This is a genomic window from Streptomyces sp. NPDC020681, from assembly GCF_044334895.1.
Classification (GTDB): Bacteria; Actinomycetota; Actinomycetes; order Streptomycetales; family Streptomycetaceae; genus Streptomyces.
The window spans coordinates 1-16,248 of sequence record NZ_JBIRTX010000048.1 but is presented as its reverse complement, the minus strand read 5'-3'; the positions used below and the strand labels follow the sequence as shown (position 1 = coordinate 16,248).

The 16,248-nt window shown below is 66.2% G+C and carries 9 protein-coding genes and 1 pseudogene; 7 read left to right on the top strand and 3 right to left on the bottom strand.

The window, feature by feature from the left end; all coding sequences use genetic code 11:
• Window positions 1-57: 57 nt before the first annotated feature.
• The 3 genes from pabB to ACH4YL_RS39990 all read right to left on the bottom strand — a co-directional run bounded on the left by pabB (window position 58) and on the right by ACH4YL_RS39990 (window position 5,654).
• On the bottom strand, window positions 58-2,343 hold the full coding sequence (pabB, locus tag ACH4YL_RS40000; protein ID WP_398512451.1) for an aminodeoxychorismate synthase component I: 2,286 nt from the start codon (window positions 2,341-2,343) through the stop codon (window positions 58-60).
• A 10-nt stretch (window positions 2,344-2,353) separates the two neighbouring features.
• On the bottom strand, window positions 2,354-3,679 hold the full coding sequence (locus ACH4YL_RS39995) for a M20/M25/M40 family metallo-hydrolase (RefSeq protein WP_398512453.1): 1,326 nt from the start codon (window positions 3,677-3,679) through the stop codon (window positions 2,354-2,356).
• Between the two features lie 1,519 nt (window positions 3,680-5,198).
• On the bottom strand, window positions 5,199-5,654 hold the full coding sequence (locus tag ACH4YL_RS39990) for an ester cyclase (protein ID WP_398512450.1): 456 nt from the start codon (window positions 5,652-5,654) through the stop codon (window positions 5,199-5,201).
• Between the two features lie 918 nt (window positions 5,655-6,572).
• Between ACH4YL_RS39990 and ACH4YL_RS39985 the strand changes: the two genes are divergently transcribed.
• The 7 genes and pseudogenes from ACH4YL_RS39985 to ACH4YL_RS39955 all read left to right on the top strand — a co-directional run bounded on the left by ACH4YL_RS39985 (window position 6,573) and on the right by ACH4YL_RS39955 (window position 15,950).
• A complete protein-coding gene (locus ACH4YL_RS39985; RefSeq protein WP_398512452.1) occupies window positions 6,573-8,162 on the top strand; it encodes an acyl-CoA carboxylase subunit beta in 1,590 nt (529 codons plus the stop codon).
• Window positions 8,163-8,172: 10 nt separating this feature from the next.
• Complete coding sequence (locus tag ACH4YL_RS39980) at window positions 8,173-8,385, top strand: acyl-CoA carboxylase epsilon subunit (protein WP_398512449.1); 213 nt, start codon at window positions 8,173-8,175, stop codon at window positions 8,383-8,385.
• A gap of 340 nt (window positions 8,386-8,725) precedes the next feature.
• Window positions 8,726-9,625: a type VII secretion system-associated protein gene (locus ACH4YL_RS39975; RefSeq protein WP_398512448.1), complete on the top strand. Its 900-nt coding sequence runs from the start codon at window positions 8,726-8,728 to the stop codon at window positions 9,623-9,625.
• Window positions 9,626-10,516: 891 nt separating this feature from the next.
• Entirely contained in the window at window positions 10,517-13,183 is a 2,667-nt protein-coding gene (locus ACH4YL_RS39970) for a hypothetical protein (RefSeq protein ID WP_398512447.1), read from the top strand.
• 444 nt (window positions 13,184-13,627) lie between these two features.
• Window positions 13,628-14,358: pseudogene (locus ACH4YL_RS39965) on the top strand (transposase).
• 465 nt (window positions 14,359-14,823) lie between these two features.
• Window positions 14,824-15,015: a hypothetical protein gene (locus ACH4YL_RS39960; RefSeq protein ID WP_398512446.1), complete on the top strand. Its 192-nt coding sequence runs from the start codon at window positions 14,824-14,826 to the stop codon at window positions 15,013-15,015.
• Window positions 15,016-15,482: 467 nt separating this feature from the next.
• Window positions 15,483-15,950 carry a transposase gene (locus ACH4YL_RS39955; protein WP_398512445.1) on the top strand — a complete coding sequence of 156 codons (468 nt, stop codon included), beginning with the start codon at window positions 15,483-15,485 and terminating at the stop codon, window positions 15,948-15,950.
• Window positions 15,951-16,248 lie beyond the last annotated feature (298 nt).

Here is a 16,248-nt window from a genome sequence, read left to right as displayed (position 1 = left end):
TCCAGCACTGCCCACTGCTCGTCCGTGAGATCTCCCCGACCCATGAATCGTGATCATTCACAGCCCAAGATCCACTTTCGATACACGGCCTAGTGCGGCAGGCGTTTGGCGCTGGGGATGCCTGCCGGGGAAGGACTGGCGCAGGAGCCGGAGCAACGGCGCTGCCTTGACAGCCGTCTCCTCGTACTCGGCCGAGGGGTCGGACAACGCGAGAATCGCTCCGCCGACACCGAATTCCGTCCGCTCGGGGAGGCAGACCGCTGTCCTGATGACGATGCTGAGATCAGCGGCCCCGGAGAGCGAGAAGTAGCCGAGCGCGCCGGAGTACACCCCGCGGGGGCCGGCTTCGAGGCGGTCGATGATCTGCATGGTGCGAATTTTGGGAGCGCCGGTCATGGAGCCTCCGGGAAAGGCGGATTGCACGCACCGCACAGCACTGACGCCGGGAGCGAGCTGGGACCGCACAGTGCTCACCATCTGGTGGACCGTGGTGTAGCTCTCTACAGAGAACAGGCTGGGCACGTCGACCGAACCCTGCACCGAGCAGCTGGCGAGGTCGCTGCGGACCAAATCGACGATCATCAGGTTCTCGGCTCGGTCCTTGGTGCTGCTTTCCAGATCCCTCCGCAGGAGCTCGTCTTCTCGGGGATCAGAGGAGCGGGGACGGGTGCCCTTGATGGGACTGGACATCGCCGTTCCGTCGCGGGAGATCTTCAGGAACCGCTCAGGGGAGCTACTGAGGACCGCCAGCTCGTTCAGGCGCAGGAAGGCGGCGAATGGAACCGGATTGGCCCGTCGAAGTGACAGATAGGCGGGCCAGGGATCCAGTCGCCCCGGAACGCTGAGCATGTTGGTCAGGCACACCTCGTAGCTCTCTCCAGCCGCGATATCGCGCTGAGTGCTCTCGATGAGCTTCAGGTAGCGGTGGCGGTCATGGCGAAGGCGTGGGGCCCACGCCTGGGCTGCGGTGGGGCGTGGCACGTGCACCGTGCTGTCCGGGTCGTCGGCCAGGCGTCTGATGCGCTGTCGGGTGCGGCTGAACCACGCGTGTGCTCTGTGGTCGTCGGGGCTGCGGCCGAGGGCGAGGAGGTGGATCACACCACGGGCGTGGTCGAAGACGACAGCTCTGTCGGCGAAGATGATTCCGGCGTCGGGAAACGGGGACTTGTGCACCCGGTCGCCGCCGCACTCGGCCTTGAGCTCGTATCCCAGATAGCCGACCCAGCCGAGAGTGAAGTCGAAGGGCAGGTCGGGGATTTCGACACGGTGGTTGCGCAGGTCGGCATCGAGCCAGTCGAAGAAGGGTCCCGGCACCGTTTCCTCCCCCTGAGCGGACCGCACGGTGACCGTCTCCGACCAGGCGTCGAACGTCGCGGTCCGCGCCAGCGGGCCTGTCGCGTCGCCCATGACGGATATGCGGCCGCGCGGGCCTCCGCTCTGGCTGCTGTCGAGCCAGAACGACCGCGAAGCGCTGCTGTACAGCGCGTCGAAGACCGCCTCGGCCGGTGGCTGGAACGGCAGTTCACGGTGCAGCAGATGCAACGAGGCCGGCCCGGGCCGGGCGTGCAGAAGTACGGTCCGCGCCTGTATCGGTCCTGTCGTTCCCTGCTGTCCTGCTGCCCTGGGGCGGGCGGCGGGACTGCTGGGTGGATGGGGCAAGGCGGGAAGGGCCGAACAGTCGTCCCCGTGAGGGCTGCGCCGGCGCCGGTTTCCGTGCTGGTCTCCTGCCTCGTCCTGTAGGCGCCCAGGACGGCGGGGGTCTGTATGCCAGTTCTGCGTCAGATCGACAAAGTTCTCCATGATCCGCTGCCCGTGCTCGGTGCAGATTGACTCGGGGTGGAACTGCACCCCCCAGATCGGCCGCTGCCGGTGCCGGACCGCCATGACGACATCGTCCTCGGCCCATGCGGTGACTTCCAGCTCCGCCGGGACCTCCTGCACGGCAAGCGAGTGGTAGCGGACGGCGTGGAACGGCGATGGCACACCCGCGAACAGGTCCGTTCCGCTGTGGCGAATCTCGCTGGTGCGTCCATGGCGGGTCTCGGGTGCCCGGCCGACCCGTCCGCCGAACACCTCGCAGATGCCCTGAAAGCCGAGACAGACTCCGAGAAGCGGCAGCCGGCTGTGGGCGATGGTCTCGGCGCAGACGCCGAAGTCGGCCAGGCGACGGGGATGTCCGGGGCCGGGGGAGATGACGACGCTGTCGAAACGGTCAAGGATGTCCGGCGACCAGTCCGGCTCGTCATTGCTTACCACGACAGGTGCCGTACCCGTGGCGCCAGCGATGAGATGCGCCAGGATGTGGGTGAAGGAGTCGTAGTTGTCGATGAGCAGCGTCCGCATCGTCAGTTCCTCAGTGTGAAGGGGTGAGTCCGCCTGCCGCCGGACCAGGCAGGTGCTGCGCCAGGCAGAACCACAACCGGCAAAGCAGCAGCAGCGACTCCTGGTCGATGCGCTCGTCCACACTGTGGAACATCGCGAAATACTCCTCAGCGGGGATGCGCTCGCTGAACAGGCCGAATCCGTAGCAGGGCACTCCCAGCGGGCGGACGTGCCGCCCGTCGGTCGTCGCAGAGCTCACGTCAGCCACCATCTCCGCTCCCGGAACCAGATCGTCGACGACTGCCTCAATCGCCGACCACAGCTCCGTCTTCCGGGAGGACAGCGAGCCGGCGCGCCATCCGAACGTCTCCAGCCGCACATCATCTAGCCCGTTCAGCAGGGACCTGATGGCTCCCTCGACCTCGTCCCGTGTCTCCCCTGGGAAGACCCGGATGTCGAGATGGACTTCGGCATGTCCGGGGATGACGTTCTTCTTCTTCCCTGCGCGCACGATCGTCGGGGTGATGGTGGTTCGGGTGATGGCGTGGAAGTGCCGAGCGAGGCCGACCGGAAGCTCCTTCAGGGTCCGGTCGAAGGTGTCGGGATCCGCCAGCCCCGGCTGCCAACGATCCGGCAGGGCCATGCCGGCCAGGTAGTCGAGCCACAGGTCGTCCAGGCGCGGTGCGGGTTGGTAGCGGGATAGGCGGCGCAGGACTTCGGGGAGTTTCAGCAGCGGGTTATCGGTGCGATAGGGGAGCGCTCCGTGACTGGGCGTACCTTCGATGATCACTGTGCAGCCGAGCGTGCCCTTCTCGCCGATGGCACACTCGAGTCTTACGCCCCGTGATGTGTGCAGGGGGAAGCCGCCCGTTTCGGTGACCACGCTCCTTTCCCTGAACAGCTCGGGGCGGTTGCGGGCCAGCCAGCCCGCCCCCCATCGCCCACCTGCCTCCTCGTCCGCCACAGCGAGCACCGTCACATCGTGCCGGGGTCGGAAGCCACTAGCGGCGAGGTGGCGCAGGGACACAGCCATGGTCGCCGTCATGCCGAGCATGTCGACGGCTCCGCGTCCCCAGATCACCCCGTCGATCAGCGCGCCATCGAAGGGTGGGACCGCCCAGTTGTCCTGCTGGGCCTCCACCACGTCGGTGTGGCCCATGAGCACTAGGCCACCGCCCGGCCCTTCTGTGCCGGGAAGGGTCGCGATGAGCGAGCCGCGTCCCGGATGCGGTTCGACGATCTCCAGGTGGAGGCCCGCCCCTTCGAGGTACTCTGCCAGTAACCGGGCGCTCTTCGTCTCGCCGCCGGAGTCGGGGCGCCCGTCGTTGACGCACCGGTTACGGATAAGGCCCTGCACCAAGGCGGTGCTCTCATCGCGGAGTCGCACTAGCGACGGTGCGGTCTCTTGGTCTTCCTGCGGCTGGTTGTTCGACTCGGTCGGCTGCACGCCGGGGGCTCCGATCCTGCCTGACTTTTTCAGGGCTGGTCGACTGCGCGGTTGTGGATACACCGAGCGGACCTAGTCAGGCGCACCTCGGGCCGCTTGAGCATCCCGCTGCGGCGCTCCTCCGCATTCAAGGCGCAACTCCTCCCTAATATGTGCGGCAGAAAGACACTCGCGCTCATCACTCAGTCTCTACGGGGCACTAGACCGGAAACGTGACCGCATTCGTCCGTTTCGACATTGGAGTCCCTGCTGGTCAGGAGGTCACAGACCGCACCGGCAAGGGAAGTTGGTCCGGCATTGATTCCGGCTTTCTCGCTCCTCGCGCCTCGCGCAAGTCGGCTACCTCGATGGGACAGTACAGGGGGTTCGACTGCACTTTTGGATAGAGTTCGAGGTACGGATGGCCCTCTGTTCGAGGTGCGGCAAGTGCAGGGCACGACCCGCCTGGTTAACTCTCCGAGAATCACAAAGATCGACGCCGCACAAGGCATGATGCCGACTGATCCGGGAGGGAATTACCGTCTGTGAACAGAAAGTCGGCCTTCGCGATGGACGGCTGCTCGGCGTTCACATTGAGGTCGATCAGGCATTGCTGAATCGAATGGCCTCGTCCGAGAAGGGACGCCTCACCCAGAACTGCGAGTTCATCGCCTGGGCGTCCAACGGGCCGATCGACCTCTCCTAAATCCGGTCCACCTGACGGCCCCGAAACTCGGCTTCGCGGGCCTCTGGTTGGAACCGGCAGCGCACAGGATGCAGTCGAGACCACATCGGTGTCGAACAGACACAGCACTGGATGCGCCTTGGGCTCGGCGATCTCCTCGGCAAGGGAAATTGCTGCCGTCGCGCTTCAGCCAGGCCTCGATGCGCTTGGCACCGCTCCAGCTGATTGCGGAGGCGCGTCTGTTTCCCGGTCAGGGGGACCAGCCTCTGTTGGTGAGACTCAGGGGCCGCTCCAACGCCGGAAACACCTCACGCGCCGGAGCCCACGTCCGCCTGCGATGCGGCCTCAGCCTGAGCTGCTGCAGGAGGCGGGCATACCCTCTCTTCACAACGCATGATGGGTCAACGCCTCCGAGCGCAGGGCACTCGGACTGGGCTTACCCGATGGACACGTCGTCCGACGGATAGGCCAGTGCACCGCACCAGTGTCCCTGCCCAACCTGGAGGTCCTGCACGAACCAGTGAGCGCGGTAGCCAGGTACGGCTCCGGTCACGGTCACTGGCCGGGTGCCGTGTTGGCTGGCTGGACGTCGAAGCGGGCATGCAGCCGGGCTCCGGTACTGCCGCGGATCGCAAGAGGCTGAGCGGACACCTCAACTGTGTGCTTGCGGCTAAGACGCCACGCACGGTGGGCGAATCCGTTGAGGCGTCTGTGCCATGGCACCGTCCGGGAGGCCTTCTAGGGCCGCGGAGCCGCTTGGTGATGTCAGTCGAGAAGACCGAGTTGACCCAGCAACGAAGCCCCGTTGAACGTGGCTCGGTTGTAGGAAATCAGGCCATCTCGATACAGGTGGAAGTCTGCTCCGTCCAGATCGATGCTCAGTCCTGTTGCGATCAGCCCCAGCGGTTCGTACGGCCCACTGTTCGTCCCGCGAGCCCGCCAGTGCAGCGCACCCCCCGATGAGTCGATGCGGGCGTAGGCGCCGAGCACTTCGAACTCAAGGTTGGGAAATGCTGTCCACAGCTGTTCGATCCACGTCCGCACCTCGACGTGCCCGTGCATGGGAACGGGCCACACATCGTCCCTCACCGTGATGTCATCGGTCATCAGATCCAGAACCTTGCCGGCGTCATGTGAGTTCCACGCCGTGCGCCACCGAAGGGCCAAGTCCGCCATCCACGCGGCGTCCGCTGCGAGGCTCTGCTCGTTGGCCTTTTCCATCAGTAGCTCCTCAGGGTGTCGTCGTAGGTGCCACGTGCCGGCTGCGCATTGCGCCGCGGCGCTCGCGGTGAATGGCCCCGTGGCGGGGCAACCTCACGACCCGTGGTGGCAGAAGTTGTCGATGTACGGCCCCGCCGATCGAATCGCTGCGTCATCCGTCGCTTGGGGGCGGTCGTGTGGTGGCGGGCAGTGGTGGGCGGCGAATGTGCAAACCGTGCCGATGTGAACGTCAACTCATCGTTATTCGATCGGCCGGCGTGCGCCGGGCCCCTGCGAGAGGACGCATGCCTGCCGCGATCAACGACTGGAGACTCGCACGCAGGTCAGTGGTGGGGGAAACGGAAACGGAAACGGACATGGGCCCAGGGTCGTGCGCGAAACACGAGCTGGCCATGCGTGGGCGCACGGGTTGCCCTTCGGCTCCAGCCGGAGTGGGTAAAGGGGCAGGTGGGCGAGTGGTGGAGTGTGCCGCTCAAAATGAGCATGCGCGCGCCACTCACGGTGGTCAGAAACAACGACTGCGCTGCAATTGCCATGCCCGAGCGCTGAGGAGCACGTATCAGGGCTGTCTCCGGACCGTGCCATGCCGTTGGCGGCACGGCCGTCCCTGTGCTGTCACCGCGGGTCCGCGGCGGAACGAAGGGGCAGGCGGTGTGGCCCTCTGTACACATTCACGTGGGAAGGCTCGCAGACCGGCGCGCCAGCATGGTCCGATTGGCTCGGACGAGGAAGTGTTGCGCTCACACGCCGCACTCGAGACGTCCATTGTGGTTTACGGCCGGGAGGGTCTGGCCGCATAATCGCCGCCCAGCTGACGGTGCGCGTCCCACCGTATTGCCTTGAGGCGGGCTGGGAGTGTGCGAGATGACAGTTCTGTCCGATGCCGCCAACCGTCGGGTGCCCTCCGCACTGCTCGGGATGGGGGCAGTGCCAAAGCCATCCGTGCCGAGCATCCCTCCGGGACTGCGTGGGCGCACTGCCGAACTACACGCGATCCGAGCTGCGGCCATGCGAGGTCCCAGCGAACAGGCAACGCGGGCGCAGCAAGCCAAGGGCAAGCTGACAGCGCGCGAACGTATCGAGCTGCTGCTCGACGAGAAATCGTTCTGCGAGATCGAGCCTCTGCGCCGGCACCGCGCCCAGGGCTTCGGGCTGGAGAATCGGCGACCCTACACCGACGGGGTCATCACGGGTTGGGGGACCGTGTACGGCCGAACGGTGTTTGTCTACGCGCACGACTTCAGGATCTTCGGTGGCAGCCTGGGCGAGGCCCACGCCGCCAAAATCCATAAGATCATGGACATGGCGATGCAGGCCGGGGCTCCGCTGGTCAGCCTGAACGACGGCGCCGGGGCGCGTATCCACGAGGGTGTCTCCGCGCTGGCGGGGTACGGCGGCATCTTCCAGCGCAACGCCAAGGCGTCCGGTGTGATCCCGCAGATCAGCGTGATGCTCGGACCGTGTGCAGGGGGCGCGGCCTACTCGCCTGCCCTTACCGACTTCGTGTTCATGGTCCGGGACACCTCGCAGATGTTCATCACGGGCCCCGACGTTATCCAGTCGGTGACCGGTGAGGCGGTGTCGCACGAGGATCTGGGCGGTGCCGCGGTGCACTCCGAGGTCTCCGGTGTCTCGCACTTCGTGTACGACGACGAGGAGACCTGCCTGGACGAGGTCCGTTACCTGTTGTCCATGCTCCCCTCCAACAACCTGGAGCTGCCCCCTTCGGTCCCCGCCTCCGACCCGACACAGCGCCGGTCCGAGTGCCTGCTGGACCTCGTGCCGGCCGAGGCTAATCGCGCCTACGACATGACCGGCGTCATCGCGGAGATCGTCGACGACGGGGACTACTTCGAGATCCAAGAACGGTGGGCGAGGAACATCATCTGCGCGCTGGCGCGAATCGGCGGGGAGGTCGTCGGTGTCGTCGCCAGCCAGCCAGCCGTCCACGCTGGCGTCCTCGACATGCGGGCCTCGGAGAAGGCCGCCCGCTTCGTCCAGCTCTGCGACGCCTTCAACATCCCACTGGTCACCCTCGTCGACGTCCCCGGCTTCCTGCCGGGCGTGGACCAGGAACACGGGGGCATCATCCGGCACGGCGCGAAGCTTCTCTATGCCTACTGCAACGCCACGGTTCCGCGCGTGTCGGTGGTCATACGCAAGGCTTACGGCGGTGCGTACATCGTGATGGACTCCGAATCCGTCGGAGCAGACCTCGCCCTCGCCTGGCCGACCAACGAGATAGCGGTCATGGGAGCCGAAGGCGCGGCCAACGTCATCTTCCGCAGGGAGATCGCCTCAGCCGACGACCCGGAGAGCGTGCGAGCTCGTCTGGCCAAGGAGTACAAGAGCGAGATCATGAACCCTTACCACGCTGCTGAGCGTGGACTGGTACACGACGTCATCGATCCTGCCGAAACGCGTGAAGTGCTCGCCAAATCGCTGGCGATGCTGCGGAACAAACACAACGAATTGCCCCGCCGTAAACACGGCAACCCGCCTACCTGACGGTCGTCACATGAGCTTCCCGAAACCGGATCCCCTGGTGATCAAACGGGGACAAGCCACATCCGAAGAGGTGGCAGCGCTCACCATGGCCCTGCTCGTCCGTGCCGCTACATCGAAGGAAGCGCGCTGGCACCTGCGCCCGACCTCAGCACCCTGGGCCCGCGGAGCTCAGGCCGAAGCCTTCCGCTTGCGTCCCATCCGATCGCCGACAGGGGAAGGCTGACGGTGCCGAGGCTCGGACCACCTGCGGGTGCGCCTGCCGGCATTGGCTGAAGTGGCCAACGGTCTGTCACGAGTCGCGCTTTGACGATCACCTGCGGCATCAACAACCGGGTTCCTCGGTGCTCTGGTCGGCATTGTTCCCCGCCGGCGCAGATCCTGGAGTCGACGAGGGCTTCCCGCCCGTACCCTCCTGCCAGGGCCAGGAGGGCATCGTGGAGGGCGAATACGGACGCCGCCGCCAGCGCATATTAGGTTCTCCTCTGAGAACGCGGCGGATTCGGTCGTGCCGGACGGTCTGCACAATATTTGATTGCCTGCTGGCAAGACGGAGGATGGATGTCGTGAACGAGAACCCAGTGCCGTTCGCAGAGCCGGTGAACACTCAGACAGTCGAGAGCACCGGGCCGGCAGGGGCGAATCCGACGCTCGAGCAAGACCAGTTGGGGTCTGTCGTTGAGGATTCGTCCGCCCCCGAGGAGAGTGGCGGTACAGAGGCTGATCAGCAACCCCAGTGGGCACAGCCTTACGGCGTGTTCCGGCCGCCGCCGCCCGTACCACCGGCGGACATGCAAGAGGCGGCTCGCCACGCACCCGACCACTGGATCGGCATGATCGATCCAGCCTGGAAGGAGGACGGAGTGCCACCGGAGTGGGCCACCGTTGGCTGGTGGCGGTCCGGGAGCACCGGGAAGATCGAGGGGTGGCGTGAGAACAAGGAGTACCGGCCGTCACCCCAGGCAATCGGTTGGCCCGAGCCCACCGACCCGGTCGACGCGGCAGTCCAGCTCGCAAGCACCGGCTACGGCACGGTGGAAGACGTCACACGCAGTTTGGCTGCTGCCGAAGTTGGGTTTCTGGTTCATTCCGACGGCACCCCCGTATGTGGAGCAGCACCCGATCACACGCCGGTTCTCCCCATATACACGGCTCCGACCCACATCGAGGCTGTCGGGCGGCTGTTGTTCGAGGTAGGCACGGTTGCCGAGGTTGTCGACCAACTCCCGCTCGGGCACAAGCTCTATGTCAACCCGAGTGGTCCTGTGAGCATGGTGGTGGAGATCGAGCCCCTGCTGAGCGAGCTCGAGAGCCATGACGATGTGGACGCCGAGGCAGACGAGTCGCTGGCGGAGTTCACGACTGTGTCCGTGGCGGAGACGTCCGGCGTTGAGGATGGGCAGCAGGAGGCTGACGGTGTTCTCGTCGCGCCGACCGACGAGCTCGAATCCGAAGCTCGGCAGTGACTGCAGTGGCGACGCGACGTGGACGTGTGACTACGCCGCAGGATGAGAGGTAGTTCTTGCGGATCCCATCGACGTTGCCCAGCCGTGTGCCGCGGGATGGAGGCCGTTTACGGGAGTGCCTGCCGACCGCTGTCCGCTCTGCCCGAGCGTGGTCGGAAGACAACGGCGAGCCTCGGAATGTCGGCGCCGCAGGGACTAACAGGTAGATTCGGTGACCTTCCGGGCAGCGTTCGATGGGGAGCTCGTTGTGCTGCCACCGCGCTTCTTAGTCTTGCCCAGGAAATTGATTCGTAGCGCGAGGAGCCGACCGGGTCTCGTTCGGGGTTCGCGACCGATGGCGAGGTTTGCTCGGGCGGTTCTCTCTGTGACGTGGCGACGGTTCGCCCAGTCTCACTGAAGCCATGCCGCAACGCGTGCGTTCCTGCCCAGCCCGGCGCGCCGTGACCAGTGTGTGACCGTCTCCTTCTGGAGGCTCATGATCATCTCTTTTGCTGCTCCACTCACGGATCTGATGGATCGCGCTGCTGATGCTGGGGCAGACAGGCCTCCCAGAGGTCGTCCTTCTGTCGATGCCGACGCTCGAAGTCGGCCCCACCGGGAATGGCTGATGGTGTGAAACCGATGCCCGAGCATCGACGTATGCTGCTGCGATGCACGGCGGCCCGGGGGGGTGGAAACACCCTGCTCATCCACCCACGCCGAGCATTGGACCGGCAGGCACAGGCATTTGCCGAGGGACTGGCGCACGATCGCCAGCACACCCTCGTGGTGCTCGATCTCCCACCGCGCCCGACGCCGACTGCGCTCGAGCGTGTAGCCCGGCTGCTGAACAGGCGGCCAGGGAGCTTCCGCCTTGTCCCTGCCCGAGGCTCCTCGGAGGACGCGCGCACGATGGCCCAGTGGTTGGCCGACCGGCTGGACTGTGTGGTGCTGGCCCCGGACGGGACTCTGCTTCCCGCGGCTGGAGGTGCCCTGTTCGTGTCACCCGGCCAGGGTCTCGGCTGGTTGCGTCACCAGCCGGGTCGGACTGCCCTGCCGGATTCGCGCCGCTTTCCCAAGCCTCAGTGGGAGTACTCGATCCCTGACGAGGCAACGCCTTTCGGCGTGCACGGAATAGCCGAACCGATACCGGGTGGGATGTGGTTGCGGTCCAACGACACGGAATCGGGGGAGCGTCGCCAGCAATTGATCGACAAGGTCATCGCGGACTCCGAGCTGCTCGCCGTAGTGCTCGGAACTCCCGGTGCTCCCCCACTACCGCTGGAGGCTGTCTCTGTCTTCTGGCAGAGTCTCGCCCCCAGCATGCGCCTACGCGTGCGATTCATTCCATACGGTCCAGTCGATGTGTCAGGGGACGGCGCGCTCGGCCAGGCCCTCGCCGACCTGCTCGCACATCAAGTCGTGCTGTACAGCGGTCTTCCCGCGGTGGGGCGGGCAGGCGGCACCCTCGAGGTGCACACACTCCGCGAGGACGGGCCGCTCGGCTGGAGGCCCTTCGCGAGCGAGCTTGCCTACTCGCCGGTGACATCGGCCGACGAAGGCCCTTATCCGCCAGTACCTCTGGGCTGCCGGGACCCGGTGCCGGGGCTTTCCGAAGTCGGTCCGGGGGTCTATCGATACGCGCCGGACGCCGTGTTGGAGATTGTCCAGAGCGGCCTGTATCTGCGCCCGCCGCAGGATCCGGAAGACGCAGATTTGGTTCGCATCGCACCCGCGGATCCCCGCCATGCCACGATCGTCTTCGACGATTCAACGCCTGAAACTGCCGAACGTATGCGGACCCTCTCGCACAAGGTCTTGGAGCATTTGGACCCAGCCGCTCGACGGCTCAGCCTGGTGCTACCCGCCGGCGCCGCGCCGCGCGGGGGCGTCAAGCCGGAGGGCAGCTACGACAGGCCTACCGGAGTGCCATCTGCGTCGGATCGCGAAGCTACCTGGCGCTCTTCTTTCCCGGACCTGACCAGTGGGCGACCCGATTCGACGGATGCAGTCGCCCCTGCGGCCTCTCCAGGGCAGGCGGGCGTTCCCGGGCGTCTTGAAGCTCCCTGGGCCGAACATGCACGGCGTCCCGATGAGGCGAACGCGCAGGCCGCGATGGATCGCGGTGCGGCTCCGGACCCAGAGGCGGGAAACGCCGCCCCGCTAGTGCCGCATCCACCCGCGACAACGTCGACCTCCGCGGCAATTTCAGACGACGCAGACGAAGGAGAGGGCCGGCCGTCGGTGCCACGCGCAGAGACGATCGAACCGATGGGCACCCCCCACACTCCGGCAATGCGCGCGACACCCTCTGCGAGTGCCCCGCGCCCCATCATGGGCCTGGAATCAGAGCCGCCGCCGCGGGCAGCCATGGCACCGGGAGTAGCGGCACCGAGCCCAGACACCTCACCACCGACAGCTCTCACAGCCGCCTCGATTCCGGTCACCGGCGCGGCAAGCAGCGACGGCTTGGGCTCGCCGCCGGGCGGCGAGGCCAGGGACCGATCGGCATCAGCCGTTGCCGCCACCCATGAGGTCAACGGCGAAGTCGTCGGCACGCAACCGGAACCTCAACTGGAACCAACGGTGAGCGGGACGAATTCCGACCGCCAGGGCGCCAACGGGATACAGCCTTCACTGCCCACGCCGGGGGAGGACATTCCTGTTCCCGGCACCCCTGACCCCGGTGGCGAGGAGCCGGTGCTAGAGAGGCACGGAGTGCGGGTTCAGCCGACTCCCGAACCTGCGGTGTGCGCCGTGCCTCCCGAGAGCGGGATCGACCAGGAGCGTGCTTGGCTGAGGGGAAGTCTCGGCGAACGGTACGACGCCGCTGCGGGGTTGGTGTCGCGGGTCCTGTCGGAGTCCCCAGGGCTGCGTGTGGGGGGTGGCGCATCGGGGGCACGGGACGATTTGGTGGCGGTCCGGGTCTACCTCACCGGGGCAGCAGGTCCGGTCGACGACCCGGTACGGCGAGGCATTGACGGCCCCCACGTGCCGCTCGCCCGCTGCGTTGCCTCCGGTCTGAACCGACTGCCCTCGTATCGCGGTGCCACGGTACTCAGGGCGGCACTCGACGAGGAGGAACGGGCGTGGTACCGAGAGGGCATGGTGGTGACTGATTGGGGCTTCTGCGGTGCGTTGACCACGGCCCGCCCCAGGCTCCCGGGCAACACGGATTTCCTGATCTGGTCCAGAACTGCCCGTCGTACCGCCTTGATGGATCCGGAGGTCCGCGACCGGGTGCTGTTTCTGCCCAGCACCCGCTTCAAAGTGCTGCGGGTGTCTGGCGGAGTGCGACCCCGGATTCTCCTGCGTGAACTTGCTCCCGCTGAGATCACCGTGGACGGCCGCCTTGCCGCCGGGCACTCACCCCTGGACGATGTCGCACTCTCCGGGCTGGAGAGTGCGGCCGCAGCTGTACAGAAGGCGCAGGGGCGGGCACCTCTCCCCAAGGCGTATGGGTGGGCCTTCAGCGCTCCACCAGGGCTGATTGCCTCTTCGGGACCGCACGGTTCCGCACGTACCGATGCCTCCGATGAAGCAGGATCCCAGCCCGAGGCGGACGACGGAAAGCCGTGAGTACAGAGGGGCTTGTCCGCTGGATCGGTAGGGAAACGGCGCGGATCGTGGTTCACAGCGGGCGGACCGGCGCCTGCTCAACAGCCCGGAAGTAGCCGGCCGGTGGACGTGGTTGGTGGTCGCCGCCTTGCCCGCCCGCTGACCGAGCCCTCCGCCGCGCCTGGGAAAGCCGCTGCCACGGAACAAGGTGTTGCACGACTCCTGCGCGATGGTTTGGGGTGGCGCGCGAACCGTTGGATGAGCGGGCGAGTTCCGGATCCACGTGCTGCGTCGGCGCGCTTGGGCGCGGCAGGTTGGGGCAGCGGGGCGGGCGGCCCGGCCCGTGCCAGCGTTTTCACGCTTCGAATGGGGAATCTGCCTGGTGGGCCGGACGGGATCGCTTCGAACTCCTAACAGAGGCTGTCGATCATGTGACTGTTGGTCTGGTTGCTCGTTGGTTCTGTCGTGGGCAAGAGAAGGTTACGTCCGTGGGTCGTGTCTGATGAACTGTGGTCGCTGATCGAGCCGTTGCTGCCCGGGCCGGGTCCGAAACTAGTGGCGGGCCGACCGCGTGTGCCGGATCGGCAGGCGTTTGCGGGATCTTGTTCGTGCTGCATACCGGCATTCAGTGGGAGTATCTGCCCCAGGAGTTGGGCTTCGGCTCGGGGAGGATGTGCTGGCGGCGCCTGGCTGCGTGGAACGAGGCCGGTGTGTGGGACGAACTGCACGTGGTGCTGCTGGAGAGGCTGCGGGCGGCGGAGAAGCTGGACTGGTCGCGGGCGGTGATCGACTCCTCGCACGTGCGGGCCGCGGGCCCAGCCCGGTGTCGCTGACTGGAGGAAACCGCAACGACATCACACAACTGCTGCCCCTGCTCGACAAGATCCCTGCCGTGGCCGGCGTCGTCGGCCGGCTCAGACGTCGGCCAGACGCGCTCCTCGGGGACCGCGGCTACGACCACGAAACACCGCCGCCTGTTGTGGCAGCACGGCATCCGCCCGGTGATCGCTGAGCGGGGCCAACCACATGGCGCTGGCCTCGGCGATTTCCGCTGGGTCGTCGAGCGAACCATTTCCTGGCTGCACGGCTTCTGCCGCCTGCGCATCCGCTGGGAACGACGCGACGACATCCACCAGGCCTTCCTCAGCCTCGCCACCTGCCTCATCACCCACCGCCACGTCCAACGCCCTTGTTAGGACCTCCAAGTGATGCAGGACGACGAAGCCGGGCTGCACCGCCCGCAGAGACGCTGCGGCATTCCGTGACCTGTCTGAGTGAGGACGAAGATGAGACCGATTGGCAACGCGGGCACCGTATCCCGGCGCTCCACTGTCAGGGCGGACTCTGTGCCAGCTGAAACGTGCCGCCGTGTGCCTCCCCGCCTAGTGCGGCGACACACCTGCTGTCGGCCCCATCCGTAACGCATCGACTCCATCGAAACGACACCGCACGTCCCAACTGCACCACAGAATACTCTCTTGCCCTGCCAGTAGCTCGGCGACCCGAGTGAAACCGATCATTGGGCGGAAATCTTTCCTACACACCACGATGAGGTGCGGAGTCGGACTCGGGCGCTGAACCTTTCGAGGGCTGGATCCGTATTTCCCGACGAGAGGCAAGGCCCGACAGAGCAACTAATACCTCAGAAAGGGGCGATCAATATGAACAACCCTATGAATGCGCCGCTTTATCTCGCCACCCGTTCTTTGACCCGCCAGAACCTTGAGCAACGGCTGTGGGCCAATATCGAGGGACTCAGCAACCTGGACCTGGACCTAGAGCTGGACCTGGACGAAGTCCCAGGAGCAAGGCCGCACCTCACCTTCGTTGAGTCGAGCGACATTGCTGCTTGACCGTCGAGACGGGCGCCCTCGCGAGCCAGCTCACGCTCAGTGGGCGGGCCAGGCCAACCAACTCATCGGCGCGCGGCCCCCGCTCGCTCTCTCCAATGGGCCGAGCCCGGTGAAGAAGGCATACGCCGTGGCCAGACACCTTCACAGGGAGCCTTCCTCGGCCGCGATGCTCGCCGGTTCCCGGGACCACCATCCCGGCGGTGCTCTGGACAGTTCCTCGAGGCTGGACCGACGACCTCGCAAGCTCAACGCCCAGTACGACACCGTCGCCCCGCTACGAGCGGGAAACCCTACAGCTCCGCGATCGGCGGACGCGCATGTACAGCAAGCCTGCTCGCACTGCTCGCACTGCTCGCACGCGTGCTCACCGGCGTTTGACGGGGTCATGCCAGTGAGGGCGAGAACGTCCCTGCGAAAGCCAGAACGGGCGGTGACCGCAGCCGTAATCAGGCCGCTATTCTCCGCAAGTGATTGTTGTGCACACCGGCAGCCAGTGGGTGTACCTGCCCCAGGAGCTCGGCTTCGGCTCCGGGGGACCTGCTAGCGGCGCCTCGCCGGGTGGAACGACGCCGGCGTGTGGGCCCGCTGCAGGTGGCCCTGCAGGCGAAGCGGCGGGCACCCGAGCAACTGGACTGGTCCCCGGCGGTGATCGTCTCCAGCCATGTCAGGGCCGCTCGGCGAACCCGGTCGACCGCGCTCGGTCTGACAGCAAGCACCACATCCTCGTCGACGGGCAAGGCATCACGCTCGCGGTGTCGCTGACCGGCGCGAACCGCAACGACATCACTCAGCTGGTACCCCTGCTCACGAGGTTCCCTCGGTCCCTGGCCTCGCCGGACACCCACGAACGCGGCCCGATACACCGCTCGGAGACCGCGGCAACGACCACGACGAGTACCGACGCCCCGTCCGGGCCCAGGGCATCAAACCGGTGATCGCCCGCCGCGATGTCCCCGCACGGCTCCGGCCTCGGCCTCATCGATGGTTCGTCGACCGCACCATCGCCTGGCTCCACGGATTCCGCCGCCTCCGCATCCGATGGGAGTGACGCGAGGACATCGACGAGATCCTTGAACCTTCCTCGGCCTCGTCGCCAGCCTCATCACCCACCGACACATCCAACGTTGTTAGGACCTCTTAGTACTGCAACGGTGTTTGCCGTGACGGTTGGGCAGTTCAGTCGTTGGTGTGGTTATGGGTGGGGACCTTGCTGATGTCAGGTTGTGGGCCGGG